Origin of the sequence: Ciceribacter sichuanensis (genome assembly GCF_024055605.1) — a bacterium.
GTDB classification, from domain to species: domain Bacteria; phylum Pseudomonadota; class Alphaproteobacteria; order Rhizobiales; family Rhizobiaceae; genus Allorhizobium; species Allorhizobium sichuanense.
Genome location: NZ_JAMXLX010000001.1, coordinates 1,006,878 through 1,033,151, shown reverse-complemented (window position 1 = coordinate 1,033,151; position 26,274 = coordinate 1,006,878). Strand labels below are relative to the sequence as shown.

Genomic DNA, 26,274 nt, shown 5'->3' with positions numbered 1-26,274 from the left:
AAAAGTGGTACGGTTCGTTTCCACCACTCGCGCAAGCGCTTTTCTCGCCTGCGTCCGTTGGCACACGGAACCCAGACTGCCCATTTGTATGTTATCAAATTTATCCCGGCTGGAGAAGTTATCGTCATGACAGGCATAAACAAACCGATTGCTCTCTGCTTCGCCGCCATTGTCGGCGCGAGCTCCGCAGTTGCCGAAGACCTCCCGAAAGATCCTGTTGCCATCAAGAATGGCGCCAGCGGATTGTGCCTCGACATATCGCAGGAAAGTCAGGCGGAGGGTGCCGGCATCGTCCAGTCGGAATGCAAGGACGGCGACAGCCGGCTCTGGCGCATCGAGCAGACCGATAACGGCTACCGCATCGTCAACAAGAACAGCAGCCTGTGCCTCGACGTTCGCGGGGGCAGCCGCGCCAACGGTACCCCGACCATCCAAGCGACCTGCAATGACACCGTCGACCAGCTCTGGCGCATCGCACCGTCGAGCAGCGGCAATTCTCTCGCCAATGTGAAGAGCAATCTTTGCCTGAACGTTCCCAATTCCGTCCGCCGCCCTGGTATCGCGATCGTGCAATGGCCTTGCCGCACGAGCGCCGGACAGAGCTGGAGCTGGTAACCTCCCGCCCCCATCAGCATTCCACAGAGCACCCGAAGGTCAGCCCCGGCGGCGGCGACAAACCATGAAGCCGCGGGGCCTCCAGTCACGGGGCGAACACGAAAATGTGCCGAGCGAGATTATTTTCAGTCACATGAAACTCTAATGCGCGGCGCAACGTAGTGTTAAAATGAACGCTAATGGTCAAAGCGAAGGACCCGCATCATGCCACGCTACCGCGCCCCGCACATTGCATGCTCCGAAATCACACCCCAAAAATCCTACCTGAACCGACGTTCCTTCATCGGGGCGGCTGCGGCTGGACTGGCGATGGCCGCGACACCTGAGGCCTATGCGGCCGCGCTCGAAGCCAAGCCGGGCAAGTACACGCTGACCGAAAAGCTGACGACCAAGCAGGACGCCACGACCTACAACAACTTCTATGAATTCGGGACGGGCAAGGCCGATCCCGCCGCCAACTCCGGCGACTTCAAGCCGCATCCATGGACGGTCGAGATCGGCGGGCTTGTCGCCAAGCCGCAAACCATCGACATCGAAACGATCATGAAGGACTTCGTCATGGAAGAGCGCGTCTACCGGATGCGCTGCGTCGAGGCGTGGTCGATGGTGATCCCGTGGATCGGCTTCCCACTTTCCGCCCTGCTGGATCGGGTCGAGCCGCTTGGAAGCGCGAAATATGTCGCCTTCGAAACCGTCGTCAGGCCGAAGGAAATGCCGGGGCAAAGCGGTTTCTTCCAGCCCCTGCCATGGCCTTATGTCGACGGCCTGCGCCTCGATGAGGCCCGCCATCCGCTGGCGATCCTCGCCACCGGTCTTTACGGCGAGACGCTGCCCAATCAGAACGGCGCGCCGCTGAGGCTCGTCACGCCGTGGAAGTACGGCTTCAAGGGCATCAAGTCGATCGTGAAGATCACCCTGACGGAGAAGCAGCCGCCCTGCACCTGGAACATCGCCGCGTCCAACGAATATGGCTTCTATGCCAACGTAAATCCCGCGGTCGACCATCCACGCTGGAGTCAGGCCACCGAACGTCGCATCGGCGAAGCCGATGGACTGTTCGGCGGCGCGAGGATCAATACCCTGCCCTTCAACGGCTATGCCGATGAGGTTGCCGGTCTCTATTCCGGCATGGACCTGACGAAGTTCTTCTGACCATGGCCACATCGGTACTTTCCGCGCGGTTGAAACCGGCGTCCGTCTGGGCGCTTTATGCCATCGGGCTCGTTCCCGGCCTTTATGCCTTCTATCTCGGCATCTATGGCGGGCTGGGAGCCGACCCGGTACGCGCCTTCGAACACATGCTAGGCCTCTGGGCCCTGCGCTTCCTCTGCCTCGGCCTGCTCGTCACGCCGGTCCGCGACCTGTTAGGCATTAACCTAATTAGCTACAGGCGCGCATTGGGACTACTTGCCTTTTATTATGTGCTGGCCCACTTCACCGTCTACCTGACGCTCGACCGGGGATTGATCTTCTCCTCGATCCTCGGCGACATCGCCAAGCGACCCTACATCATGCTCGGCATGGCGGCGCTTCTGATGCTCATCCCGCTGGCGCTGACCTCGAACAAATGGTCGATCCGCCGGCTGGGGAGCCGCTGGAACACGCTGCACAAGCTCGCCTACGCGGTCGCCGCGGCCGCCGTTCTGCATTATTCGCTTTCGCTGAAAGCCATAACGGCCGAACCCGCCTTTTATCTCGGCGCGGTAACGCTGCTGCTCGCCTACCGGGTGGTCCGGCGGCGCATCCTGGACTGGAAGCGCGGCAGGAAGGGTGCAGTCATGCGGCCGCAGCGCTCCGCAGGCACCTGAACATCGAAAGGCCGGCGCGAACGCCGGCCCCCTGCTCTCCTGCATTCGCCCGCGGGCAGATCAGAAACGCTTCCTGAGCAACCGGTCGAGCGAGAGATAGCCGCCGCCGAAGGCCGCGGCGAGGAAGACGCCGCCCGTCCAGAAAAGCGAGGCAAGTTCGGCCTTACCCTGAACCTGATGCAGGAATTTCGCACCACCATCGATCAGCCTGACCTTGGCCTCCGGAGTAAAGAACTCGCTGCCGGCCTTCAGCGCATCGATCCCGGCCTGGGTCAGGAAGGCGTCTCCGTAGGGATGCGTGAAATGAAACAGCAGGGTGATCGCCAGCATGACGCCGTTTGCAAGAGCGATCGGACGGGTGAAAAGGCCGAGGGCGATGAACATTCCGCCGAAGAATTGGAGGATCGCAAGGAAGGGCGACCACAGCCAGCCGGGGTAGAAACCGAGATTTTCGACGAAACCGACCTGCGCCAGCGGCGCAGTGATCTTCGGCCATCCTTCGATGACAAGCATGCCGCCGACCGCCAGCCGGAATATGCTCCAGGCCATGGGCTGGGCGACCTTGTCATAGAACGGCCCCAAAGCCGGGATGAGCAGTCTTTCTTTTGTATTATCAAAGACTTCAATGGACATTTCATGCCTCACAATTTGCTCGTTGCAATGGTTGGAGGGTAGGTCCGGCGGGCGAAAAACGCTTGACTCAGGTCAAGTTCACAGCGCTAAAATCGCCCTTGAAATTGAACAGTCCGTTCAATTTCTAGCATTCACATCTGCGTGATTCCGCCTTTTGTCAGCCCTGGAGAAACGTTGAACTCCGAGGAGTGAAGATTATGTGCTCCACCAAACCGCCGGAATTGTTCCTTCGCAGGCAGGTTGCCAACAGCTTCCAGGCAGACGTTTCGATGCATGACGAAAGAAATTTCATGCCCTTGTCGATTCCGTCGTCTTTCATTCGTCGTAAGATCACGCACCCAGGTGGAAGAAGCCGTGTGCAACTCACAAGAGGAGAATGAACGATGCGTGTAGTGGTATTCGTCAAGGCTACGGAAGACAGCGAAGCGGGCATCATGCCCTCCAACGAACTCGGCGAGGCGATGGGCAAGTTCAACGAGGAACTGGTCAATGCCGGTATCATGCTCGGGGGCGATGGATTGAAGCCCTCATCCAAGGGAAAGAGGGTCGCCTTCGACGGGGCAAGCCGCCGGGTTATCGACGGGCCTTTTGCCGAGACGCGGGAACTCGTGGCCGGCTACTGGCTCTGGGAGGTCAAGGACATGAACGAGGCAGTGGAATGGGTGAAACGCTGCCCAAACCCGATGCCTGGCCCGAGCGAAATCGAAATCCGCCCCGTCTATGAGCTTTCCGACTTTGCCGATGCGCTGACGCCGGATGTCATAGCGCTGCACGAGCGCACCGGGGAAAAACTCTCAGAGCGAAGCGGCAAGGACGGCTGAAGCCGGATAACGACAAGGGAGGAACGAACTTGACCAGAATGATCTTCATCAACCTACCCGTGCGCGATCTTTCGGCGGCGGGGAAATTCTATGTCGCTATCGGCGGCACCAAAAACCCGAACTTTTCCGACGAGCGATCAACCTGCATGCTCTTATCCGATGCGATCGGCGTGATGCTGCTGACCCATGATCGCTATTCCGGCTTCACCAGCCGGAAGATTGGCGATGCCCGCAGGGAGAGCCAGGTTTTGATTGCGCTCAGTGTAGAAACGCGTGACGACGTTGACCGGACACTGGAAAAGGCCATAGCAGCCGGGGGCAAGGCCGACCCCAATCCCGTGCAGGAGCATGGCTTCATGTATAGCCGGAGCGTCGAGGACCCGGATGGATATGTCTGGGAGATCATGTGGATGGATCCCGCATTCGTCTCGGGCGAGAAGCCCACGTCTTGACGGCCACCTCACATTGACTGCCACCAGAGCGCCTTCATAATCCTATCGATGAAGGCTTCGGAAACACACAGGACGGTCGAAACCGTCTACCGCATGGAGCGTGCCCGGCTGATCGCCGGGCTCGCAAGAATGTTGCGCGATATTGGGCTCGCCGAGGAACTGGCGCAGGACGCGCTTGTCAGCGCACTTTCCGTCTGGCCGAAGAGCGGAGTTCCCGCCAATCCCGGCGCATGGCTGATGGCTGCGGCCAAGCGGCGAGCCATAGACCACTTCCGCCGCCGCCGGATGATGGAGCGCAAGCATTCGGAGATCGAGCGCGAGCTTGAGCGCGAAAACATCGATGCGATCGGGGAGATCGAAGCGCGGATGGACGACGACATAGGCGACGAACGCCTGAACCTCATCTTCACGGCCTGCCATCCCATCCTTTCCACCGATGCGCGGGTGGCACTGACCCTGCGCCTAATCGGCGGCCTGAGCACCGGGGAAATCGCCCGCGCCTTTCTGGCCAGCGAGCAGACGATCGCCCAACGCATCGTCCGGGCCAAGAAGACGCTGGGCAATGCAGGCGTTGCCTATGAGGTGCCGCACGGCGCCGAACGGGAGCCAAGGCTCGGCTCCGTTCTGGAAGTGGTCTATCTCATCTTCAACGAAGGCTATGCGGCAAGCGCCGGCGACGACGCCATCCGGCCGCAGCTTTGTCACGAAGCTATGCGCCTCGGCCGCATACTGGCCGCTCTGACACCGGACGAGCCGGAAGTCCACGGATTGCTCGCCCTGATGGAAATACAGGCCTCGCGGTTTCCGGCGCGCACGTCTTCCGACGGCACTCCGATTCCCCTCTCCCATCAGAACCGCGCACGCTGGGACCGGCTGCTGATCCAGCGGGGGCTTGCGGGCCTCGAACGCGCCGGGAGTCTTGGCGGTATGAACGGCGTCTACGTACTTCAGGCGGCGCTCGCCGCCTGCCATGCCCGGACAAGGCACTACGAGGATACCGACTGGAAGCAGATCGCTACGTTGTACGACCGATTGCTCGATGCATGGCCCTCACCCGTCGTCGGACTCAACCGGGCGATTGCCCATTCCATGGCCTATGGAGCAGAGGCAGGGCTCGCCTTGCTGTCCGAACTGGAGGGCGAACCGGCACTCAAGGACTACGCGCCGCTTCACGCGGCAAGCGGCGATTTTCTACAACGGGCCGGAAGACGGGCGGAGGCGAAGGCCGCCTTCGAACGGGCGGCAAGGCTTTCAGGGAACGAACAGGAAAGGGCCTTCCTTTCAGCGCGCGCCGCTGGCGGCGGCTGAACCGGCCCGTCAAGCCGCAATGCGCCGGAGCATTCCCGGTGAAGACGGGGCGACAACGCACGACAACGAGCAGCGAGGTTGTCGTGGGCCATGAGAGGGATCACCTTCGGAGCCCCCCGCCCTGACGTAACCGGTGCTCTTCTCACACGTAGACAGAAGGTGGCCGCACATATCGCTGGCGAAGCAAATCATCCACCTGCCAGACTTCCGCCGGTGCGAAGCCACAAGTCTGATAGAAGCGATTGGCGGCATCCGCTTCGGCGCTTTCTCCTACGAAGGTGTCCACATAGATAGGTGAATTGGCAGGGACGGCCGAAATAGCCTTCTCCACCAGCGTCCTGCCAACACCACGCCTTCTATACTCCGACGAAACTGCCAGCCATCGTATCCAGTGCTCGCGACCCGTGCCACCAATCAAAACGCCACCGATCAACGTCACGTTGTTTGTACCTATCCGGGCACAATATGCCTGTTTCTGCGCGATCTTGCGTCCGAGGATTGCTTCGAAGTGCGGCATCGGACCGAATAGCGGAATCACCTGCTCAGCCAGCAACATCCAGGGATCGATGTCATTGTGCTCGGCTAAAGTAATCTGAATCTCCATGTGCGTCCGCCTCGCCAATCTCGACCTTGCTGTAACAGACAGACGCCCGCAACCTCTTCTGGCTGTATAAATCCACAGTCTTTGCAAGCAAGATGATCTCCGGCAACATGGCAAACCCCTGCAACGCGCGAAATGATTGTCGCCCGGCAGAGCAGCTTTAACGCAAAAAGCCGGGTGATCGCTCACCCGGCTTTTTCGATTCTGTCCCTTTCGGGAAGAAATTATGCGGCTTCGGCAGCTTCGGCTTCAGCAGCGACGCGAGCCTTGTCGGCCGCGCCCTTGGCATCGACGTCGCGCTCGACGAATTCGATGACGGCCATGGCAGCGTTGTCGCCCTGACGGAAACCTGCCTTCATGATGCGCAGGTAGCCACCGTTACGGTTGGCATAACGCGAAGCGATGGCGTCGAAGAGCTTCTTGACGGCATCCTGGTCCTGGATCTGCGAGATCGCCTGACGACGAGCGTGCAGGTCGCCGCGCTTGCCGAGGGTGACAAGCTTCTCGACGATCGGGCGAATTTCCTTCGCCTTGGGCAGGGTGGTGACGATCTGCTCATGGGTGATGAGCGAAGCAGCCATGTTGGCGAACATCGCCTTACGGTGGCTGGCGGTACGGTTCAGCTTGCGACCGGCTTTCTGGTGGCGCATTGCTATTCTCCTTTAATGCAGGCTTCGCTTCGCACTTCGAGCGGCCCTGCCGTTTCCTGACACATACAGGCATCCGCCTGCAGTTTGACTGGAAAGGCAGAGGTGAGCCTGCCTTCTTATGACGCTTAGTACTGGTCTTCGTAGCGCTTGGCGAGATCTTCGATGTTCTCGGGCGGCCATGCCGGTACTTCCATGCCGAGGTGCAGGCCCATGGAAGCGAGAACTTCCTTGATTTCGTTCAGCGACTTGCGACCGAAGTTCGGAGTGCGGAGCATTTCTGCTTCCGTCTTCTGAATGAGGTCGCCGATATAGACGATGTTGTCGTTCTTCAGGCAGTTTGCCGAACGGACCGAAAGCTCGAGTTCGTCGACCTTCTTGAGGAGGGCCGGGTTGAACGCAAGTTCGGTGACCGATTCTTCTTCGACTTCCTTCTGCGGTTCGTCGAAGTTGACGAAGACCGACAGCTGGTCCTGAAGGATACGGGCAGCAAAAGCGACCGCATCTTCACCGGTGACAGAACCATCGGTTTCGATGGTCATCGTCAGCTTGTCGTAGTCGAGAACCTGTCCTTCGCGGGTGTTTTCCACCTTGTAGGACACCTTCTTGACCGGCGAGTAGAGGCTGTCGACCGGGATAAGGCCGATCGGAGCATCTTCCGCGCGGTTACGCTCGGCCGGGACGTAGCCCTTGCCGTTGTTGACCGTGAACTCCATGCGGATCTCGGCGCCCTCATCGAGGGTGCAGATGACATGAGCGGGGTTAAGGATCTCGATGTCGCCAACCGTCTGGATGTCGCCGGCGGTGACAACGCCCGGGCCCTGCTTGCGCACGACCATGCGCTTTGCGTCGTCGCCATCCATCTTGATGGCGATTTCCTTGATGTTGAGCACGATGTCGGTCACGTCTTCCCGGACGCCCGGGATCGACGAGAACTCATGCAGCACGCCGTCGATCTGCACGGCCGTGACAGCTGCACCGCGAAGCGACGACAAAAGAACGCGACGGAGCGCGTTGCCGAGGGTCAGACCGAAGCCGCGTTCCAGCGGCTCGGCAACGAGCGTTGCCTTGGTGCGACCCGACGAGGTGAACTCCACCTTGTTCGGCTTGATCAATTCCTGCCAATTCTTCTGGATCATGATTTTACCTTCCGTTCGTCGCCACCATCCAATCGTGACGACCGAGCATTAGAAGCACCAAAACGAGCGCATGAGCGCTCGCCGGCGGGATGAAAGATGATCAGACGCGGCGCTTCTTGCGCGGACGGCAGCCATTGTGCGGGATCGGGGTCACATCGCGGATCGAGGTGATCATGAAGCCGGCAGCCTGGAGGGCGCGGAGAGCGGACTCACGACCGGAACCCGGACCGCAAACTTCCACTTCCAGAGACTTCATGCCGTGTTCCTGAGCCTTCTTGGCGCAATCCTCAGCAGCGATCTGAGCAGCAAACGGGGTCGACTTACGCGAACCCTTGAAGCCCTTGGCGCCAGCCGACGACCAGGCAATAGCATTGCCCTGTGCGTCGGTGATGGTGATCATCGTGTTGTTGAACGTCGAATTGACGTGGGCAACGCCCGAAGAAATGTTTTTGCGTTCGCGACGGCGAATGCGGGTGGCTTCCTTGGCCATAACTTCCCTTTCATTGATCTTGACACCGCCGTAACACCAGCGGCTACACCCAGGAAGGGCTGGAGACAGCCCTTGCCAAACTCAAAGAAGGCCGGCACTGCTGCGCCAGCCTCCCCTCCGGACCAAACCGGAAAATTACTTCTTCTTACCGGCGATCGCCTTTGCCGGACCCTTGCGGGTACGAGCATTGGTGTGCGTGCGCTGACCGCGAACCGGAAGACCGCGACGATGACGCAGGCCGCGGTAGCAGCCAAGGTCCATCAGACGCTTGATGTTCATTGCGGTTTCGCGACGCAGGTCGCCTTCGACCTGATAGTCACGGTCGAGGATTTCGCGGATTGCGAGGATTTCCGCATCCGTGAGCTGATGAACGCGGCGATCAGCCGGGATACCGACCTTCTCGATGATCTCCTGCGCGAATTTCGGACCGATCCCGTGAATGTAACGGAGCGCGATTACTACGCGCTTCGCGGTCGGGATGTTGACGCCAGCGATACGTGCCACGCCTATTCTCCTTGCTTCCAGTTGCCAGCCGGCAAGTGGTGTCTCGTTACACGGCCCTTATGGGCCGCAATTACAAATCAGGTTCTCAACAAGTCAAAACGATCGAACCCGGTCTTCCACTATGGAAGAACGCGCCGACCGCTCAAATGTCGCGAGTTGGCGCGCTGTTTAACGGAATCAGCTGCCAAAAGCAACCGGTTCCGTAAAGATTCTTGTACCCGCCAGACTCAGAGCCCGGCGAGAATAGCCTCGATATCCGTCGTAACGTTATCAATCTCGCCCATGCCGTCGACGGAATGCAGCTTGCCCTTGGCATAGTAGTAGCCGATGAGCGGCGAGGTTTCCTTGTAATACGCCTGCAGGCGAGTACGAACCGTATCACGGTTGTCATCCGGACGACGCTTGAAGTGCGTCGAACCGCACTTGTCGCAAACGCCTTCGACCTTCGGCTTCAGATTCGTATCGTGATAACCCGTGCCACAGTTGGCACAGGTGTAACGACCGGCGATTCGATCGGCCAAAATCTCGTCATCCACCTTGATTTCAATGACGGCCGAAAGATCGAGCCCCTTGTCGGAGAGCATCTTTTCAGTCGCATCGGCCTGAACCAGCGTGCGCGGGAAGCCATCGAGAATGAACCCGTTGGCACAGTCCGGCGCATCGATTCGCTCAGAGACAATGGCAATAACGATCTCGTCGGAAACCAGCTTGCCGGCGTCCATGACGGCCTTCGCACGCTTGCCCACCTCAGTGCCAGCGCTTACCGCTGCACGAAGCATATCACCGGTCGAAAGCTGCGGAATGCCATGCTTGTCAACGATTCTCTGGGCCTGCGTCCCCTTGCCCGCTCCCGGCGGACCCAAAAGGATAAGTCTCATCGTCCCCTCTTTCCTCCACGCAATTTCGACTTCTTGATCAGGCCCTCATATTGCTGCGCGATCAGATGCCCCTGGATCTGTGCTACAGTATCGAGGGTGACGCTGACAACAATCAAAAGCGACGTACCACCAAGGGATAATGGCACACCAGTTTGCGAAACCAGGATCTCGGGAAGAATGCAGACGAAGACGAGATAGATCGCGCCGATGACCGTGATGCGGGTCAGCACGTAGTCAATGTACTCCGCGGTACGCTCACCGGGACGAATGCCCGGAATGAAACCGCCATGCTTCTTCAGATTGTCGGCCGTGTCCTTCGGATTGAAAACGATGGCCGTGTAGAAGAAGGCAAAGAAAGCGATCAGGGCAGCATAAAGCACCATATACAGCGGCTGGCCGTGACCGAGCGCCGAAATGATCGTCGTCGCCCAGGTCGGAAGCGTGGTGGTTCCAGCGAAACCTGCAGCCGTCGCCGGCAGCAGCAGCAGCGAAGACGCGAAGATCGCCGGGATAACGCCCGAGGTGTTGAGCTTCAGCGGCAGGTGCGAGGTGTCGCCCTGGAACATGCGGTTGCCGACCTGACGCTTCGGGTACTGGATCAGCAGACGACGCTGGGCGCGCTCGACGAAGACGATCAGGGCGATAACGCCAATAGCAACAACGATAACGGTCAGGATAAGCGCAGTCGAAAGCGCGCCGGTGCGGCCGAGGTCGAGAGTGTGGGCCAGTGCCGTCGGAAGACCTGCTGCGATACCTGCGAAGATGATCAGCGAGATACCGTTGCCGATTCCGCGCGAGGTGATCTGCTCACCGAGCCACATCAGGAACATCGTGCCGCCAAGCAGCGTGATAACGGTCGAAATGCGGAAGAACCAGCCCGGATCGATCACGAGGCCGTTGCCGCTTTCGAGGCCGACCGCAATGCCATAGGCCTGCAGCGTGCCGAGCAGCACCGTACCGTAACGGGTGTACTGGTTGATGATCTTGCGGCCCTGCTCACCCTCTTTCTTGAGGTTCTCGAGCGCAGGCACGACCGAGGTCATGAGCTGCACGATGATCGAGGCCGAAATGTAGGGCATGATACCGAGGGCGAAGATCGCCATGCGCTCTACAGCGCCGCCCGAAAACATGTTGAACAGGCCGAGGATACCTCCGGACTGCCCCTGGAAAGCGGCGGCATAGGCCTCCGGGTTGAGGCCGGGCAGCGGAATATGAGTGCCCAGGCGATAGACCAGCAAGGCGGCCAGAGTGAACCACAAGCGCTTCTTCAGATCCTCCGCCTTGGCGAAGGTCGAGAAGTTGAGGTTCGAGGCCAATTGTTCCGCTGCAGAAGCCATGAAATTCTCCGCAAAACCAAATCCGGCTGAGCTTTGTCAGACCGAAGGTCATTCGTCCAATTGTTTTAAAGAAAACCGGGCGCGGGAGAGATTGCGGTGCAATCGCATGCCTCACCCTTGTTTTCCAGAATGTCCCGGAAGACGGACGAAAGCCCGCCCATGGGCAGTGAGGCTCACATATGGGAGCAAGATCGCCCGGTGTGAAGCACCCCGGGCGATCGATCTGTCAGTTATTCAGCGGTTTCCGCAGCTGCTTCGAGCAGCTTGATGGTGCCGCCTGCCTTCTCGATCTTCTCGACGGCTGCCTTGGAGGCGCCGGCAACTTCGATCGTCAGCTTTACCTTCAGTTCGCCGTCGGACAGGACACGAACGCCGTCCTTCGGGCGACGGATCACGCCGGCAGCCTTGAGAGCAGCAGCGTCAACCGTTGCCTTTGCGTCGAGCTTGCCAGCATCGATCGCGGTCTGGATACGGCCGAGCGAAACGGTGACGTATTCAGAAGCGAAGATGTTGTTGAAGCCGCGCTTCGGCAGGCGACGATAGATCGGCATCTGGCCGCCTTCGAAGCCGTTGACCGCAACGCCCGAACGAGCCTTCTGACCCTTGACGCCACGGCCGCCGGTCTTGCCCTTGCCGGAACCGATGCCGCGACCTACGCGAATACGGTCCTTGGAGGCGCCTTCGTTGTCCTTGATTTCATTCAGTTTCATGATGACTTCCTCCGTCTCACTTCTCGTCGACGACGCGAACGAGATGCTGGACAGCACGGATCATGCCGCGAACCGAAGGGGTATCCTCCAGGGTGCGGACCCGGTGCATCTTGTTGAGGCCCAGACCAACCAGCGTTGCGCGCTGAACTGCCGGACGGCGAATAGGCGAACCGATCTGCTCGACCGTGATCGTCTTTGCTTCAGTCTTCTTCGTAGCCTTAGCCATGGATCAGACTCCTCTTATTCTTCAGACGCGTTGCCGGAAGCGGCACGGCGAGCCTGCAGCGTAGCATACTTGATGCCGCGCTGAGCTGCGATGTCCTTCGGATGCACCTGATGCTTCAGGGCGTCGAACGTGGCGCGAACCATGTTGTAGGGGTTCGACGAACCAGTCGACTTGGCGACGACGTCGTGCATGCCGAGCGTTTCGAAGACAGCGCGCATCGGACCACCGGCGATGATACCGGTACCAGCCTTGGCGGAGCGCAGCAGAACCTTGCCGGCGCCATGACGGCCGTTGACGTCGTGATGCAGCGTACGGCCGTCACGCAGCGGAACGAAAATCAGTTCGCGCTTGGCGGCTTCGGTTGCCTTACGGATAGCTTCCGGCACTTCGCGTGCCTTGCCATGGCCGAAACCGACCCGGCCCTTCTGGTCGCCGACGACGACGAGAGCAGCAAAGCCGAAACGACGGCCGCCCTTCACCACCTTGGCGACGCGATTGATGGCGACCAGCTTGTCAACAAACTCGCTGTCGCGCTCCTCACGGTTCTGGCGATCTTCGCGAGAACCACGCTTTTCCTGTGCCATTGTCCTTTTCCTTTTTCTTTTCCGGGTGCAATCGGCAGATTACGAAAAATTTCGCCCTGCCCTTTTACGGGGTCAGCGGCGAAATCCGGGAAACCGGCAAATGCCGGAAATCCGCCCGGGTAACCCCGGACGGATATTCGAGATCAGAAGGTCAGACCGCCTTCGCGAGCTGCTTCTGCCAGGGCCTTGATACGGCCGTGATAGATGAAGGCGCCACGGTCGAACACGACTTCCTTGACGCCAGCCTTGGCGGCGCGCTCTGCAACGAGCTTGCCGACGGCTGCAGCGGCTGCAACGTCCGCACCGGTCTTCAGCGAAGAACGCAGATCCGTATCGAGGGTCGATGCGGCAGCGAGCGTACGACCAGCGACATCGTCGATGACCTGAGCGTAGATGTTCTTCGACGAGCGATGTACCGACAGACGCGGACGGCCATTGGCCACCGCCTTGATCTGACGCCGTACGCGATTGGCACGACGTACAAGTGCTTCTTTCCTGCTTGCCATTTCGCGCGTTCCTTACTTCTTCTTGCCTTCTTTGCGGACGATCCGCTCTTCGGCATACTTGACGCCCTTGCCCTTGTAGGGCTCGGGGCCGCGATATTCGCGGATCTCAGCAGCGACCTGACCGACCTGCTGCTTGTTGATGCCGGAAACCACGATTTCCGTCGGCTTCGGAACGGCAATGGTGATGCCGACCGGCGGCTCGTAAACCACGTCGTGGCTGAAGCCGAGTGCGAGCTGCAGGTTCTTGCCCTGCATGGCAGCACGGTAACCGACGCCGTTGATTTCGAGCTTGCGCTCGTAGCCGTCCTTCACACCCTTGAAGATGTTCTCGACCATCGTGCGGGACATGCCCCACTTGGAACGAGCATCCTTGGTTGCGCTGCGCGGCTGAACGACAACAGCGTTGTCTTCGAGCGTTACCGAGATCTCGTCATTCGCGACGAAGAAAAGTTCACCCTTAGGGCCCTTGGCAGTAACCTTCTGGCCATCAACAGTGGCCGTGATCCCTGCAGGAACCTGAACGGGCTTTTTACCGATACGAGACATTGTTTAATCCTGTCTGTTCGTTCTGGAGATCCCTGCCCTGTCTTAGAAGACCGAGCAGAGAACCTCGCCACCAACGTTCTGTTCGCGAGCCTGGTGATCGGCCATCACACCCTTCGGAGTCGAAAGGATGGTGATGCCGAGGCCGTTCGCGACCTGCGGGATGGACTTGACCGAGACATAAACCCGGCGGCCCGGCTTGGAGACACGGCCGATCTCGCGGATGACCGAAGCACCTTCGTAGTACTTCAGTTCGATCTGCAGTTCGGACTTGCCATTGTCATAATCGACCTGGGAATAGCCGCGGATATAACCTTCGGCCTGCAGGACATCGAGAACGCGTGCGCGCAGCTTTGAAGCCGGGGTGGATACCGAGCTCTTGCGGCGGGCGGCGCCGTTACGGATACGGGTGAGCATATCGCCCAACGGATCAGTCATCGTCATTTGCCCGTCTCCTTACCAGCTCGACTTCACAACGCCCGGCACCTTGCCGAGGTTGCCCAGCTCGCGAAGCGCGATACGCGACATCTTGAGCTTGCGGTAGAATGCACGCGGACGACCGGTGACTTCGCAACGGTTGCGAATACGGGTCTTGGAGCCATCGCGCGGCAGATCTGCCAGCTTCAGGGTTGCCTTGAACCGTTCCTCGATCGAAAGGGACTGGTTCATGATCACTGCCTTCAGCGCGGCGCGCTTGGCGGCCTGCTGGGCAACTGTCTTGCGGCGGCGCTTGTTCTTTTCAACTGCGCTTGTCTTCGCCATATCGAAGTTCCTCTTCTACGCTCGTCGTTACGGTTACGTACGGAACGGGAAGTTGAACTCTTTCAGAAGAGCCCGAGCTTCGTCGTCCGTATTTGCCGTCGTGCAAACGATGATGTCCATGCCCCACATCTGATCAACCTTGTCGTAGTTGATCTCAGGGAACACAATGTGCTCCTTGATGCCCATGGCGAAGTTGCCACGGCCGTCAAAGCTCTTCGGGTTCAGGCCACGAAAGTCGCGAACGCGCGGAAGCGCGATGTAGACCAGGCGATCCAGGAATTCATACATCCGGGCGCCGCGCAGAGTGACCTTTGCGCCGATCGGCATACCTTCGCGGACCTTGAAGCCAGCGATGGAGTTACGTGCACGGGTGATGACCGGCTTCTGGCCAGCGATGGCAGCCAGGTCAGCAGCAGCAACGGTAGGCTTCTTCGAATCAGCCGTCGCTTCGCCAACACCCATGTTGATCACGATCTTTTCAAGCTTCGGGATCTGCATCTCGTTAGCGTAGGAGAACTGCTCCTGCATAGCGGCGCGAATCCGGGAAACGTACTCTTTCTTGAGCCGCGGCTCATACTTTGCCTCAGCCATCGATCACATCTCCCGAACGCTTGGCCACACGAACCTTCTTGCCGTCAACAACCTTGAAACCGACGCGGGTCGGCTTGCCGTCCTTGTCAGCAACAGCAAGGTTCGAAAGATGAATCGAAGCTTCCTTGTTGATGATGCCGGCTTCCTGGGTCTGCGTCTGGCGCTGGTGGCGCTTCACGACGTTGATGCCACGGACGACAGCACGGTCTTCCTTCGGCATAACCTGGATAACTTCACCGGAACGACCCTTGTCCTTGCCGGTCAGTACGACGACCTTGTCGCCCTTACGAATCTTTTGCATCGTCGTCGCTCCCTTACAGAACTTCCGGAGCCAGCGAGATGATCTTCATGTGGTTCTTGGCGCGAAGTTCGCGCGGAACCGGTCCGAAGATACGGGTGCCGATCGGCTCTTTCTTGTTGTCGATAAGAACGGCTGCGTTGTTATCGAAGCGGATGACGCTGCCGTCCGGACGACGGATGTCCTTGGCGGTACGCACAACAACCGCCTTCATAACATCGCCCTTCTTGACGCGGCCGCGCGGGATGGCTTCCTTGATCGAGACGACGATGATGTCGCCGATCGAAGCGTACTTGCGCTTGGAGCCGCCCAGCACCTTGATGCACATGACACGACGTGCGCCGGAATTATCCGCCACGTCGAGGTTAGTCTGCATCTGAATCATGTCAGGTCGCCTTCTTGTTGTAACCGGAACGGTTGGGCACGTCGGCCCCCTATCCCGGCTTATGATAAATTTCGATTGTCGCGCGGAAGAATGTTGTCAGGGTGGTTTCCCTTCAAGGGACCTTCCGTGCGCTCAAAGCAAAAGAACGCCCCGTGCCGGAGCGTTCCTGCGCCAATGGCCTGCTTCATACAGATTTTTGCGCAAGGTGCAAGCCCTCGCGCAAAACTCCGTGAAAATTAAGCCTGGGCGGCAATAACCGTCCAGCGCTTGTCCTTGGAGATCGGTGCGCATTCCTCGATGGAAACAACATCACCAACCTTGTACTGGTTGTTCTCGTCGTGAGCCTTGTACTTCTTGGAACGACGAACGGTCTTCTGAAGCAGCGGGTGGGCGAAACGGCGCTCGACACGTACAACGACGGTCTTTTCGTTCTTGTCGCTGACGACAACGCCCTGCAGAATGCGTTTAGGCATGTTCTTCTGGTCCTTAGGCCTTGGCTTCTGCCGCCTTCTGGCGGGCGATTGTTTTGACGCGAGCGATGTCCTTGCGGACTTCGTTGATTCGCGAAGACTTCTCGAGCTGGCCGGTAGCCTTCTGGAAGCGCAGGTTGAACTGCTCCTTCTTCAGCTTGGCAAGCTCGTCATTCAGCTGATCGGCGCTCATGGCGCGAACGTCTGCGGCTTTCATGGGCGTGATCCTTACTCTGCAATGCGCTGAACGAAGCGCGTCTTGACCGAGAGCTTGGCCGAGCCGAGACGAAGCGCCTCGCGGGCGATCTCCTCGGAAACACCGTCGATCTCGAACATCATTCGGCCGGGCTTGACCTTGCATGCCCAGTATTCGACGGAGCCCTTACCCTTACCCATACGGACTTCGGTAGGCTTTGCCGTTACCGGAACATCGGGGAATACCCGGATCCAGACGCGACCTGCGCGCTTCATATAACGCGTGATTGCACGACGAGCAGCTTCGATCTCGCGGGCGTTGACGCGGTTCGGCTCAAGAGACTTGAGACCGAACTCACCGAATGCCAGGTCGAAACCGCCCTTGGCTACACCCTTGATGCGGCCCTTGAACTGCTTGCGATATTTTGTACGCTTTGGCTGCAACATTTTCTTGTTTCTCCGAACTTATCTTTCGCCAGCGACAATCAAGCGTTCTCGCGGCGGCGTTCGCCACGTTCACGGCTTGCCGGACCCTGCGCGTCGCCCTCGAGTGCGCGACGTTCGGAAGCCATCGGATCGTGCTCAAGGATTTCGCCCTTGAAGATCCAGACCTTCACGCCGCAGATACCGTAAGCGGTTTCGGCTTCAGCCGTACCGTAGTCGATGTCCGCACGCAGCGTGTGCAGCGGAACGCGACCTTCGCGGTACCATTCGGTACGGGCGATTTCCGCGCCGCCGAGACGACCGGCGCAGGTGATCTTGATGCCTTCGGCGCCAAGACGCATAGCCGACTGAACAGCACGCTTCATCGCACGGCGGAAAGCAATGCGACGCTCGAGCTGCTGGGCGATCGACTGAGCAACCAGGGTTGCGTCGACTTCCGGCTTACGAACCTCAACGATGTTGAGGTGCGTTTCGGAGCTGGTCATTTCGGAAAGCTTCTTGCGGAGCTTTTCAATGTCTGCACCCTTCTTGCCGATGATCAGACCCGGACGAGCCGAGTGGATCGTGACGCGGCACTTCTTGTGCGGACGCTCGATGACCACCTTGGCGATACCGGCCTGCTTCAGTTCTTCCATCAGGTAAGCGCGGATCTTCAGATCCTCGTGAAGCAGCTTGCCGTATTCGGCGTTGTCGGCGAACCAACGGCTATCCCACGTGCGATTGATGCCCAGACGGAAACCGATCGGATTGATTTTCTGACCCATTATGCGGCCTCCACTTTGGCTTCGACTTCGCGCACGACGATGGTGAGGTGTGCGAACGGCTTTTCGATGCGCGATGCGCGGCCGCGGCCACGAGCGTGGAAACGCTTCATGACGATCGACTTGCCGACGTAGGCTTCCGCGACGATGAGCTGGTCAACGTCGAGGTCGTGGTTGTTTTCGGCGTTTGCGATTGCAGACTCGAGCGTCTTCTTGACGCTGCCGGCGATCCGCTTGCGCGAAAACTCGAGGTCGGCCAGAGCGCGGTCAACCTTCTTGCCGCGGATCAGCGCGGCAACCAGGTTGAGCTTCTGGGGGCTGACGCGGAGCGTGCGCGCAACTGCCTGCGCCTCGTTGTCCTTCAGCCGGCGTTCGGCTTTTGCCTTGCCCATGATTACTTCCTCTTCGCCTTCTTGTCCGCACCGTGACCGTAGTAGGTCCGGGTCGGAGCGAATTCACCGAACTTGTGTCCGACCATGTCTTCGTTGACGCTGACCGGAACATGCTTGCTGCCGTTGTAGACGCCGAAGGTGAGACCGACGAACTGCGGCAGGATGGTGGAGCGACGGCTCCACATCTTGATCACTTCGCTACGGCCGCCTTCGCGAACCTTCTCAGCCTTCTTGAGAAGATAGCCATCGACGAACGGGCCTTTCCATACTGAACGAGCCATTTCTGACTAACCTCTCTTACTTCTTCTTCAGGTGGCGCGAGCGCATGATGAACTTGTCTGTCGACTTGTTCGAACGGGTGCGCTTGCCCTTGGTCGGCTTGCCCCACGGCGAAACCGGGTGACGACCACCGGAGGTGCGACCTTCACCACCACCGTGCGGGTGGTCGACCGGGTTCATGACAACGCCGCGGTTATGCGGACGCTTGCCACGCCATACGGTACGACCAGCCTTGCCGTCGTTGATGTTGCCGTGATCCGGGTTGGAAACGGCGCCAACGGTGGCGAGGCACGAACCCGGGACGAGACGCTGCTCGCCAGAGTTCAGACGAAGGATTGCCATGCCGGCATCGCGGCCGACGAGCTGTACGTAGGTGCCAGCCGAACGAGCGATCTGACCGCCCTTGCCCGGCTTCATCTCGACGTTATGCACGATCGAGCCGACCGGGATGTACTGCAGCGGCATGGTGTTGCCGGGCTTGACATCGACGGCCTTGTCGGACGCGATGACCTTGTCGCCGGCAGCGAGGCGCTGCGGGGCCAGGATGTAAGCCTGTTCGCCGTCTGCGTAGGTGACGAGAGCGATGAACGCGGTGCGGTTCGGGTCGTATTCCAGACGCTCTACCGTGCCTTCAACGTCAAACTTGCGACGCTTGAAGTCAACGAGACGGTAGGTGCGCTTGTGACCGCCGCCGATGAAGCGGGCGGTGATGCGACCGAGGTTGTTACGGCCGCCGCTCTTGGAGAGACCTTCCGTCAGCGCCTTGACCGGCTTGCCCTTGTACAGGCCCGAACGGTCGACGATGACCAGCTGACGCTGGCTCGGGGTCGTCGGATTGTAGCTTTTCAATGCCATTTTTCTTGTTCCCTACCTCAGACGCCCGTCGACACGTCGATGGACTGGCCTTCGGCGAGCGTTACGATCGCCTTCTTGACGTCCTTCTGCTTGCCGGCGAAGCCGCGGAAACGCTTGACCTTGCCCTTGCGCAGCAGCGTGTTCACGGCAGTGACCTTGACACCGAAAAGTGCTTCGACAGCAGCCTTGATTTCCGGCTTGCTCGCACCCTTGGCGACGTTGAAGACGACCTGGTTCTGTTCGGATACCATGGTCGACTTTTCAGTGATCGACGGAGAGACGATCACGTCGTAGTGGCGAAGATCAGTCATTTGAACCGCTCCTCCAGAGCTTCAACCGCAGCCTTGGAAAGCACCAGCTTGCCGCGACGCAGGATGTCATAAACGTTGATGCCCTGAACCGGCAGAACATCGACGTTCGGGATGTTTGCGGCAGCGAGCTTGAAATTGCCATCGATCTCGGCGCCGCCGATTACGAGTGCATTGGTGAGGCCGAGCGAAGCGAAGCTGCCGATCAGAGCCTTGGTCTTTGCTTCAGCAGCGACGAGCTGGTCGACGATGATGAGGTCTTCAGACTTCAGCTTGGCGGACAGGGCGTGGCGCAGAGCGAGTGCACGAACCTTCTTCGGCAGGTCATGGGCGTGGCTGCGAACAACCGGGCCATGAGCCTTACCACCGCCGCGGAACTGCGGAGCACGAGCCGAATGGTGACGAGCGCGGCCCGTACCCTTCTGCTTGTACATCTTGGAGCCGGTGCGGGAGACTTCGCCACGGGTCTTGATCTTGTGGGTGCCCTGGCGCTTGTTTGCCAGCTGCCAACGGATCACACGGGCAATGATGTCTTCGCGCGGCTCAAGGCCGAAAATCGCATCCGACAGAGAAACCTTGCCGGCGTCCTTGCCCTCGAGGGTCTTGACGTTCAATTCCATTGGTTTGGCTCCTTACTTCGCCGACTTTACGGCGTCGCGCACGATGATCCAGGAACCCTTCGAACCGGGAACAGCGCCCTTCACAAGGATCAGACCACGATCTTCATCGGTCGAAACGACTTCAAGATTCTGGGTAGTGACGCGAGTCTGACCCATGTGACCAGCCATGCGCTTGCCCTTCCAGACCTTACCCGGATCCTGGTTGTTACCGGTCGAACCGTGCGAACGGTGCGAAACCGAAACGCCGTGGGTTGCGCGCAGACCACCGAAGTTGTGGCGCTTCATGGCACCCGCAAAACCCTTACCGATGGTCGTGCCGGTGACATCAACCAGCTGGCCGGCCGAAAAATGGCCTGCGGTGAGCTGGGAGCCGACATCGATCAGATTATCTTCCGAAACGCGGAACTCGACGAGCTTCGCCTTCGGTTCAACGCTGGCAGCGGCGAAGTTGCCACGCATGGCCTTCGAAGTATTCTTAACCTTCGCCTGGCCAGCGCCGAGCTGCACGGCGGTGTAGCCGTTCTTCTCGACGGTGCGCTGAGCAACGACCTGTACGTTATCCAAACGCAGAACTGTTACCGGGACATGCTCGCCGGCGTCGTTGTAGACGCGGGTCATTCCCACTTTCTGTGCAATCACACCTGAACGCATTGGTTCATTCCTCTTGAGAGTCGAGTCAGAGCCCAAAAGCCCCTTCCCTTGCCTCTTTGTTTAAGGATTCCGTTCCGGCCCTTCCGGACCATGCGGTTTCCCGTTTCGAGAAGTCGTTGGCAGGTCTTGCCACGTACCTTCCTTGTTATTTCGGCTCTCGCCGGAATTCCTTCTTAGAGCTTGATCTCGACGTCTACGCCTGCAGCCAGGTCGAGCTTCATCAGAGCATCAACGGTCTGCGGGGTCGGATCAACGATATCGAGAAGACGCTTATGCGTGCGCATCTCGAACTGTTCGCGGCTCTTCTTGTCGACGTGAGGCGAACGGTTAACAGTAAATTTTTCAATGCGAGTCGGAAGCGGTACCGGGCCGCGAACGCTTGCACCGGTGCGCTTTGCGGTCGAAACAATCTCCCGCGTGGAGGCATCGAGAACCCGGTGATCAAACGCCTTGAGGCGGATGCGGATATTCTGGCCGTTCATTCGACTTGTCCTTATTCGTTTTCTTGCGCCCCGCATACGCAGAGACAGTGAATTACCAATACTGGTCGGCCCCGGATTATCAAAAATCACAAGGACACCGTGAAGGGCGCCCCTGTCACTTGCTATTCTCAGAAACCTGCCAGGTCTCGATCTTCAAGAGATCGACTCAACGCAGCGAAAATCGGACGACGAAGTCATCGTCCGCTTTCTTCGTGGCCGGCACATACAATGCCAGCAAAGATTCGTCAATCGAATATTGAAGAAACGGAGAGGCGATCTCTCGCCGCTCCGTATTCAATCACTCGATGATGGATGCGACGATGCCGGCGCCGACGGTACGGCCGCCTTCGCGGATCGCGAAGCGCAGCTTTTCTTCCATCGCGATCGGAACGATCAGCTCAACCTGAACCGTGACGTTGTCGCCAGGCATGACCATTTCCGTGCCTTCCGGCAGAGAAACGATACCCGTCACGTCCGTCGTGCGGAAGTAGAACTGCGGACGGTAGTTCGTGAAGAACGGCGTATGACGGCCGCCTTCTTCCTTCGTCAGGATGTAGGCTTCGGCCATGAACTTCTTGTGCGGCTTGACAGAGCCCGGCTTGCACAGGATCTGACCACGCTCGACGCCGTCACGGTTAACACCGCGAACCAGTGCGCCGATGTTGTCGCCGGCCTGGCCCTGGTCGAGCAGCTTGCGGAACATTTCAACGCCGGTAACCGTCGTCTTCGAGGTCGGACGAATGCCGACGATCTCGACTTCTTCACCAACCTTGACGATGCCACGCTCGACGCGGCCGGTCACAACCGTACCACGGCCCGAGATCGAGAACACGTCTTCGATCGGCATCAGGAACGGCTGGTCGATCGGACGTTCCGGGGTCGGAATGTACGCGTCGACTTCTTCCATCAGCTTGCGGATGGCGTTTTCGCCGATTTCCTTGTTCGAGTCTTCCAGAGCGGCAAGAGCAGAGCCCTTGACGACCGGGATGTCGTCGCCCGGGAAGTCGTAGGAAGACAGAAGTTCGCGAACTTCAAGCTCGACGAGCTCGAGAAGTTCTGCGTCGTCAACCTGGTCGACCTTGTTCAGGAACACCACGATCGCCGGAACGCCAACCTGGCGAGCGAGCAGGATGTGCTCGCGGGTCTGCGGCATCGGGCCGTCAGCGGCCGAGCAAACCAGGATCGCGCCGTCCATCTGCGCAGCACCGGTGATCATGTTCTTGACGTAGTCGGCGTGGCCGGGGCAGTCAACGTGCGCGTAGTGGCGGTTGGCCGTCTCGTATTCAACGTGGGCCGTCGAGATGGTGATGCCGCGAGCCTTTTCTTCCGGCGCTGCGTCGATCTGGTCATAGGCCTTGAATTCGCCGAAAAACTTCGTGATCGCTGCCGTCAGAGACGTCTTGCCATGGTCAACGTGGCCAATCGTGCCGATGTTAACGTGCGGCTTCGTGCGCTCAAACTTACTCTTTGCCATTTCGGGCTCTCCATTCTTCTTGAGCCCAGAGGGCTCCAATTCGTGTGATCGCCCCGGCCCGAGGCCGGGGCGTATTTCAGGTGGGTATTCCGATTACTTCTGACCGGAATACTTTGCCTGGATTTCGGTCGCGACGTTCGACGGAACCGGAGCGTAGTGATCGAAGGTCATCGAATACTGCGCGCGGCCCTGCGACATGGAGCGCAGGTTGTCGACGTACTTGAACATGTTCGCCAGCGGTACGTGAGCGTTGATGACGATCGCGATGCCGCGCTGTTCCTGACCCTGGATCTGACCACGGCGAGAGTTCAGGTCACCGATAACGTCACCGACGTAGTCTTCCGGCGTTACGACTTCGACCTTCATCATCGGCTCGAGCAGCTGAGCGCCGGCCTTCTTGGCTGCTTCACGGAAGCAGGCACGCGATGCGATTTCGAAGGCGAGAACCGAGGAGTCGACGTCGTGGAAGGCACCGTCGATGAGGGTGGCCTTGACGCCGAGCATCGGGAAGCCAGCGAGCGGACCAGAAGACAGAACGCTTTCGATACCCTTCTGAACGCCCGGGATGTATTCCTTCGGAACAGCACCGCCAACGATCTTGGATTCGAACACGAAATCTTCGCCATCCGGGTTCGGTTCGAAGACGATCTTGACGCGCGCGAACTGACCGGTACCACCGGACTGCTTCTTGTGCGTGTAGTCTTCTTCGTGCTGACGCGTGATGGTTTCGCGGTAGGCAACCTGCGGAGCACCGACGTTGGCTTCAACCTTGAACTCGCGACGCATGCGGTCGACGATGATATCGAGGTGAAGTTCGCCCATGCCTGCGATGATCGTCTGACCCGATTCCTGGTCCGTCTTCACGCGGAAGGACGGATCTTCAGCAGCCAGTCGGTTGAGCGCGAGGCCCATCTTTTCCTGGTCGCCCTTGGACTTCGGCTCGATCGCGATCTGGATGACCGGCTCGGGGAATTCCATGCGCTCGAGGATAACCGGCTTCAGCGGATCGCAGAGCGTGTCACCCGTCGTGGTTTCCTTCAGGCCGGCGAGAGCAACGATATCGCCTGCAAAGGCTTCTTCGATGTCTTCACGGCTGTTGGAGTGCATCTGAAGCATACGGCCGACGCGCTCGCGCTTGTCCTTGACCGTGTTCAGGACCGACGAACCCTTTTCGAGCTTGCCGGAGTAGATGCGCGCAAAGGTCAGCGAACCGACGAAGGGGTCGTTCATGATCTTGAACGCGAGCATCGAGAGAGGCTCGCTATCGTCGGCGTGACGCTCGATTTCGGCTTCGGTCTTGAAGTCGATGCCCTTGATCGCCGGAATGTCGAGCGGCGACGGCAGGTAGTCGACAACTGCGTCGAGAAGCGGCTGAACACCCTTGTTCTTGAACGCGGTACCGCAGAACATCGGGTGGAACTTCACGTCGATGGTGCCGCGACGAACCAGCTGACGGATCTTTTCGTTGTCCGGCATCTCGCCGTTCAGATAAGCTTCCATCGCTTCTTCGTCGATCTCGACAACCGTCTCGATCAGCTTTTCGCGATATTCTTCAGCCTTGGCCTTCAGGTCTTCCGGGATTTCGACGACGTCCCAGGCAGCGCCCAACGACTCATCGCGCCATACGAGCGCGTTCATCTCGATCAGGTCGACAACGCCCTTGAATTCGGTTTCCGCACCGATCGGGAGCTGCATGACGACAGCGGTTGCGCCAAGACGGGTCTTGATCATCTCGACCGAGCGGTAGAAGTCCGCACCGGTCTTGTCCATCTTGTTGCAGAAGATCATGCGCGGAACGTTGTACTTCTCAGCCTGACGCCAGACGGTTTCCGTCTGCGGCTCTACGCCGGCGTTGGCATCGAGAAGAGCGATCGCACCGTCGAGAACGCGCAGCGAACGTTCAACTTCAATGGTGAAGTCAACGTGGCCGGGGGTGTCGATGATGTTGAAGCGACGCATCTTGCCGTCGCGACCCTTCCAGAAGGTCGTGGTAGCAGCGGACGTGATGGTGATGCCGCGTTCCTGCTCCTGCTCCATCCAGTCCATGGTAGCAGCGCCGTCGTGCACTTCGCCGATCTTGTGAGACTTACCGGTGTAGTAAAGAATACGCTCGGTGGTCGTGGTCTTGCCGGCATCGATGTGGGCCATGATGCCGAAATTGCGGTAGTCTTCGATTTTATATTCGCGAGCCATACGGACTGCCTTTCAATATTCGATCGGTTGATTACCAGCGGTAATGCGAGAAGGCGCGGTTCGCGTCTGCCATCTTGTGCGTGTCTTCACGCTTCTTGACTGCAGAGCCACGGTTGTTGGCAGCATCCATGAGTTCGCCGCAGAGGCGATCGATCATGGTGGTCTCGTTGCGCTTGCGAGCAGCAGCGATGAGCCAACGGATGGCAAGAGCCTGGCGACGTTCGGGGCGAACATCTACCGGAACCTGGTAGGTCGCACCACCAACGCGGCGGGAACGCACTTCAACATGCGGCGCGATGTTATCGAGCGCCTGATGGAAGACGCCGAGCGGCTCCTGCTTCAGCTTGCCCTGAACGGAATCGAACGCACCGTAAACGATGCTTTCAGCCACGGACTTCTTGCCGTGAAGCATGATGGCGTTCATGAACTTGGTGACAACGAGATCGCCGAACTTCGGGTCCGGATTGATTTCGCGCTTTTCTGCACTATGGCGACGGGACATACTTTTTGTCTCTCAACTTTTGATGACGCTTTACCACGCGGAGAACCTCGCGCAGCGCCGATAAATCTGATTGCCGAATTACTTCGGACGCTTCGCACCGTACTTCGAACGACGCTGCTTACGGTTCTTGACACCCTGGGTATCGAGAACGCCGCGGATGATGTGGTAACGCACACCCGGCAAGTCCTTTACACGACCGCCACGGATCATGACGACGGAGTGTTCCTGCAGGTTGTGACCTTCGCCCGGGATGTAGCCGATGACTTCGAAGCCATTGGTCAGGCGGATCTTGGCGACCTTACGCAGAGCCGAGTTCGGCTTCTTCGGGGTCGTGGTGTAAACGCGGGTGCAAACGCCACGCTTCTGCGGATTTTCCTGCAGAGCAGGAACCTTGTTGCGCTTTACCTGTGCCTGACGCGGCTTGCGGATAAGCTGGTTTACGGTAGGCATATACCCATCCCTTGCAAAATCTTGTCTCTAAAGCCCTCTCGGACCCCATTTAGCCGTTGCCGGCGGTGATCGCACAATTTCCTTCATGCGCAAAATGTGGCCCGATCCGCTCTTCGCGGATGGACCACAAAAGGCAGAGGACGCACACTTCGCGCGTCTTGCGTGCAGCATTTGTGTTCGTCAACGTGCGAAAAGGACCCTGTTTGAGGTGAACTTCAGAACAAGACGTTCCGAAAAGCCTAACCTCACATAGGCTCCGATGGCCGGCGTACTACTGTTTTCACCGGGTTCCGTCAAGTCTCAATCGCAAATTAATGCCGGAACGCAGGGTCTTCGGCCACTTCGGCCCCTCTTCTGCAC

The 26,274-nt window shown here is 59.0% G+C and carries 39 protein-coding genes; 6 read left to right on the top strand and 33 right to left on the bottom strand.

The genetic code is table 11. From position 1 onward, the window contains the following. Window positions 1-126: 126 nt before the first annotated feature. The 3 genes from NBH21_RS05100 (at window position 127) to msrQ (ending at window position 2,423) form a co-directional block, all read left to right on the top strand. Window positions 127-615, top strand: coding sequence for an RICIN domain-containing protein (locus NBH21_RS05100; protein ID WP_250914520.1), 489 nt, complete (start codon window positions 127-129; stop codon window positions 613-615). Window positions 616-819: 204 nt separating this feature from the next. Beyond that, window positions 820-1,767, top strand: coding sequence for a protein-methionine-sulfoxide reductase catalytic subunit MsrP (msrP, locus tag NBH21_RS05095; RefSeq protein WP_250914519.1), 948 nt, complete (start codon window positions 820-822; stop codon window positions 1,765-1,767). 2 nt (window positions 1,768-1,769) lie between these two features. Further along, the gene (gene msrQ, locus NBH21_RS05090) at window positions 1,770-2,423 is read left to right on the top strand and encodes a protein-methionine-sulfoxide reductase heme-binding subunit MsrQ (protein WP_250914518.1); all 654 of its coding nucleotides are present in this window, start codon (window positions 1,770-1,772) and stop codon (window positions 2,421-2,423) included. Between the two features lie 60 nt (window positions 2,424-2,483). Here the strand turns inward: msrQ and NBH21_RS05085 are convergent, their stop codons facing one another. Continuing rightward, a complete protein-coding gene (locus tag NBH21_RS05085) occupies window positions 2,484-2,972 on the bottom strand; it encodes a DoxX family protein (protein WP_250914517.1) in 489 nt (162 codons plus the stop codon). Window positions 2,973-3,439: 467 nt separating this feature from the next. On the opposite strand from NBH21_RS05085, the gene NBH21_RS05080 reads away from it, so the two are divergent. The 3 genes from NBH21_RS05080 to NBH21_RS05070 are packed head-to-tail and all read left to right on the top strand — an operon-like array spanning window position 3,440 to window position 5,637. Continuing rightward, on the top strand, window positions 3,440-3,877 hold the full coding sequence (locus tag NBH21_RS05080; RefSeq protein ID WP_250914516.1) for a YciI family protein: 438 nt from the start codon (window positions 3,440-3,442) through the stop codon (window positions 3,875-3,877). 29 nt (window positions 3,878-3,906) lie between these two features. Beyond that, window positions 3,907-4,329, top strand: coding sequence for a VOC family protein (locus NBH21_RS05075; protein WP_250914515.1), 423 nt, complete (start codon window positions 3,907-3,909; stop codon window positions 4,327-4,329). A gap of 48 nt (window positions 4,330-4,377) precedes the next feature. Then, complete coding sequence (locus NBH21_RS05070) at window positions 4,378-5,637, top strand: RNA polymerase sigma factor (protein WP_250914514.1); 1,260 nt, start codon at window positions 4,378-4,380, stop codon at window positions 5,635-5,637. Between the two features lie 142 nt (window positions 5,638-5,779). Here NBH21_RS05070 and NBH21_RS05065 read toward each other — a convergent pair whose 3' ends face one another. From NBH21_RS05065 to rpsL, 32 genes are all read right to left on the bottom strand, one after another. Further along, on the bottom strand, window positions 5,780-6,241 hold the full coding sequence (locus tag NBH21_RS05065) for a GNAT family N-acetyltransferase (RefSeq protein ID WP_250914513.1): 462 nt from the start codon (window positions 6,239-6,241) through the stop codon (window positions 5,780-5,782). A 221-nt stretch (window positions 6,242-6,462) separates the two neighbouring features. Further along, entirely contained in the window at window positions 6,463-6,888 is a 426-nt protein-coding gene (gene rplQ / locus NBH21_RS05060) for a 50S ribosomal protein L17 (protein ID WP_099057576.1), read from the bottom strand. A 125-nt stretch (window positions 6,889-7,013) separates the two neighbouring features. Continuing rightward, complete coding sequence (locus tag NBH21_RS05055; protein ID WP_112830265.1) at window positions 7,014-8,024, bottom strand: DNA-directed RNA polymerase subunit alpha; 1,011 nt, start codon at window positions 8,022-8,024, stop codon at window positions 7,014-7,016. A 100-nt stretch (window positions 8,025-8,124) separates the two neighbouring features. Next, window positions 8,125-8,514, bottom strand: coding sequence for a 30S ribosomal protein S11 (rpsK, locus tag NBH21_RS05050; RefSeq protein ID WP_007598338.1), 390 nt, complete (start codon window positions 8,512-8,514; stop codon window positions 8,125-8,127). Between the two features lie 135 nt (window positions 8,515-8,649). Further along, the gene (rpsM, locus tag NBH21_RS05045; protein ID WP_099057574.1) at window positions 8,650-9,018 is read right to left on the bottom strand and encodes a 30S ribosomal protein S13; all 369 of its coding nucleotides are present in this window, start codon (window positions 9,016-9,018) and stop codon (window positions 8,650-8,652) included. Between the two features lie 227 nt (window positions 9,019-9,245). Then, the gene (locus NBH21_RS05040) at window positions 9,246-9,896 is read right to left on the bottom strand and encodes an adenylate kinase (protein ID WP_250914512.1); all 651 of its coding nucleotides are present in this window, start codon (window positions 9,894-9,896) and stop codon (window positions 9,246-9,248) included. After that, a complete protein-coding gene (gene secY / locus NBH21_RS05035) occupies window positions 9,893-11,233 on the bottom strand; it encodes a preprotein translocase subunit SecY (RefSeq protein ID WP_250914511.1) in 1,341 nt (446 codons plus the stop codon). The genes NBH21_RS05040 and secY overlap by 4 nt, the downstream gene beginning before the upstream one ends. A gap of 230 nt (window positions 11,234-11,463) precedes the next feature. Continuing rightward, on the bottom strand, window positions 11,464-11,943 hold the full coding sequence (gene rplO, locus NBH21_RS05030) for a 50S ribosomal protein L15 (RefSeq protein ID WP_250914510.1): 480 nt from the start codon (window positions 11,941-11,943) through the stop codon (window positions 11,464-11,466). A 16-nt stretch (window positions 11,944-11,959) separates the two neighbouring features. Beyond that, a complete protein-coding gene (rpmD, locus tag NBH21_RS05025) occupies window positions 11,960-12,169 on the bottom strand; it encodes a 50S ribosomal protein L30 (protein ID WP_006728669.1) in 210 nt (69 codons plus the stop codon). A gap of 14 nt (window positions 12,170-12,183) precedes the next feature. Further along, window positions 12,184-12,753 (bottom strand): 30S ribosomal protein S5, encoded by a 570-nt coding sequence (gene rpsE, locus NBH21_RS05020; RefSeq protein WP_099057569.1) that lies wholly within the window; start codon window positions 12,751-12,753, stop codon window positions 12,184-12,186. Window positions 12,754-12,896: 143 nt separating this feature from the next. Further along, window positions 12,897-13,259 carry a 50S ribosomal protein L18 gene (rplR, locus tag NBH21_RS05015; protein ID WP_250914509.1) on the bottom strand — a complete coding sequence of 121 codons (363 nt, stop codon included), beginning with the start codon at window positions 13,257-13,259 and terminating at the stop codon, window positions 12,897-12,899. Window positions 13,260-13,271: 12 nt separating this feature from the next. Continuing rightward, window positions 13,272-13,805: a 50S ribosomal protein L6 gene (rplF, locus tag NBH21_RS05010; protein WP_163904986.1), complete on the bottom strand. Its 534-nt coding sequence runs from the start codon at window positions 13,803-13,805 to the stop codon at window positions 13,272-13,274. Between the two features lie 42 nt (window positions 13,806-13,847). Continuing rightward, entirely contained in the window at window positions 13,848-14,246 is a 399-nt protein-coding gene (gene rpsH / locus NBH21_RS05005; protein ID WP_099057566.1) for a 30S ribosomal protein S8, read from the bottom strand. A gap of 12 nt (window positions 14,247-14,258) precedes the next feature. Continuing rightward, entirely contained in the window at window positions 14,259-14,564 is a 306-nt protein-coding gene (gene rpsN, locus NBH21_RS05000) for a 30S ribosomal protein S14 (RefSeq protein ID WP_099057565.1), read from the bottom strand. A gap of 33 nt (window positions 14,565-14,597) precedes the next feature. Next, complete coding sequence (gene rplE, locus NBH21_RS04995; protein ID WP_250914508.1) at window positions 14,598-15,155, bottom strand: 50S ribosomal protein L5; 558 nt, start codon at window positions 15,153-15,155, stop codon at window positions 14,598-14,600. Further along, window positions 15,148-15,456, bottom strand: a complete 309-nt coding sequence (gene rplX / locus NBH21_RS04990) for a 50S ribosomal protein L24 (protein ID WP_163904984.1) — start codon at window positions 15,454-15,456, stop codon at window positions 15,148-15,150. Before rplX ends, rplE begins: the two co-directional genes overlap by 8 nt. A 13-nt stretch (window positions 15,457-15,469) precedes the next feature. Then, window positions 15,470-15,838, bottom strand: coding sequence for a 50S ribosomal protein L14 (rplN, locus tag NBH21_RS04985; protein ID WP_007770138.1), 369 nt, complete (start codon window positions 15,836-15,838; stop codon window positions 15,470-15,472). A gap of 236 nt (window positions 15,839-16,074) precedes the next feature. Beyond that, a complete protein-coding gene (gene rpsQ, locus NBH21_RS04980) occupies window positions 16,075-16,311 on the bottom strand; it encodes a 30S ribosomal protein S17 (RefSeq protein WP_046792687.1) in 237 nt (78 codons plus the stop codon). Window positions 16,312-16,324: 13 nt separating this feature from the next. Next, window positions 16,325-16,525, bottom strand: a complete 201-nt coding sequence (gene rpmC, locus NBH21_RS04975; RefSeq protein ID WP_099057562.1) for a 50S ribosomal protein L29 — start codon at window positions 16,523-16,525, stop codon at window positions 16,325-16,327. An 11-nt stretch (window positions 16,526-16,536) separates the two neighbouring features. Beyond that, a complete protein-coding gene (gene rplP, locus NBH21_RS04970; protein WP_009109534.1) occupies window positions 16,537-16,950 on the bottom strand; it encodes a 50S ribosomal protein L16 in 414 nt (137 codons plus the stop codon). Between the two features lie 38 nt (window positions 16,951-16,988). Continuing rightward, complete coding sequence (gene rpsC / locus NBH21_RS04965; protein WP_099057561.1) at window positions 16,989-17,711, bottom strand: 30S ribosomal protein S3; 723 nt, start codon at window positions 17,709-17,711, stop codon at window positions 16,989-16,991. Further along, the gene (gene rplV / locus NBH21_RS04960) at window positions 17,711-18,100 is read right to left on the bottom strand and encodes a 50S ribosomal protein L22 (RefSeq protein WP_099057560.1); all 390 of its coding nucleotides are present in this window, start codon (window positions 18,098-18,100) and stop codon (window positions 17,711-17,713) included. Before rplV ends, rpsC begins: the two co-directional genes overlap by 1 nt. 2 nt (window positions 18,101-18,102) lie before the next feature. Then, window positions 18,103-18,381 carry a 30S ribosomal protein S19 gene (rpsS, locus tag NBH21_RS04955; RefSeq protein WP_062282885.1) on the bottom strand — a complete coding sequence of 93 codons (279 nt, stop codon included), beginning with the start codon at window positions 18,379-18,381 and terminating at the stop codon, window positions 18,103-18,105. A gap of 16 nt (window positions 18,382-18,397) precedes the next feature. Next, on the bottom strand, window positions 18,398-19,234 hold the full coding sequence (rplB, locus tag NBH21_RS04950) for a 50S ribosomal protein L2 (protein WP_163904982.1): 837 nt from the start codon (window positions 19,232-19,234) through the stop codon (window positions 18,398-18,400). A gap of 17 nt (window positions 19,235-19,251) precedes the next feature. Continuing rightward, a complete protein-coding gene (locus tag NBH21_RS04945) occupies window positions 19,252-19,545 on the bottom strand; it encodes a 50S ribosomal protein L23 (RefSeq protein ID WP_163904980.1) in 294 nt (97 codons plus the stop codon). Next, window positions 19,542-20,162 carry a 50S ribosomal protein L4 gene (gene rplD, locus NBH21_RS04940; protein WP_099057556.1) on the bottom strand — a complete coding sequence of 207 codons (621 nt, stop codon included), beginning with the start codon at window positions 20,160-20,162 and terminating at the stop codon, window positions 19,542-19,544. Before rplD ends, NBH21_RS04945 begins: the two co-directional genes overlap by 4 nt. Before the next feature lie 12 nt (window positions 20,163-20,174). Continuing rightward, a complete protein-coding gene (gene rplC, locus NBH21_RS04935; RefSeq protein WP_099057555.1) occupies window positions 20,175-20,813 on the bottom strand; it encodes a 50S ribosomal protein L3 in 639 nt (212 codons plus the stop codon). Window positions 20,814-20,986: 173 nt separating this feature from the next. Next, a complete protein-coding gene (gene rpsJ / locus NBH21_RS04930; protein WP_006728688.1) occupies window positions 20,987-21,295 on the bottom strand; it encodes a 30S ribosomal protein S10 in 309 nt (102 codons plus the stop codon). Window positions 21,296-21,593: 298 nt separating this feature from the next. After that, entirely contained in the window at window positions 21,594-22,769 is a 1,176-nt protein-coding gene (gene tuf, locus NBH21_RS04925) for an elongation factor Tu (protein ID WP_163904961.1), read from the bottom strand. 93 nt (window positions 22,770-22,862) lie between these two features. Further along, a complete protein-coding gene (gene fusA, locus NBH21_RS04920) occupies window positions 22,863-24,962 on the bottom strand; it encodes an elongation factor G (RefSeq protein ID WP_163904976.1) in 2,100 nt (699 codons plus the stop codon). 31 nt (window positions 24,963-24,993) lie between these two features. Continuing rightward, window positions 24,994-25,464, bottom strand: a complete 471-nt coding sequence (gene rpsG, locus NBH21_RS04915) for a 30S ribosomal protein S7 (RefSeq protein WP_099057553.1) — start codon at window positions 25,462-25,464, stop codon at window positions 24,994-24,996. 78 nt (window positions 25,465-25,542) lie between these two features. Next, entirely contained in the window at window positions 25,543-25,914 is a 372-nt protein-coding gene (gene rpsL, locus NBH21_RS04910) for a 30S ribosomal protein S12 (protein ID WP_003507760.1), read from the bottom strand. Window positions 25,915-26,274: the final 360 nt, after the last annotated feature.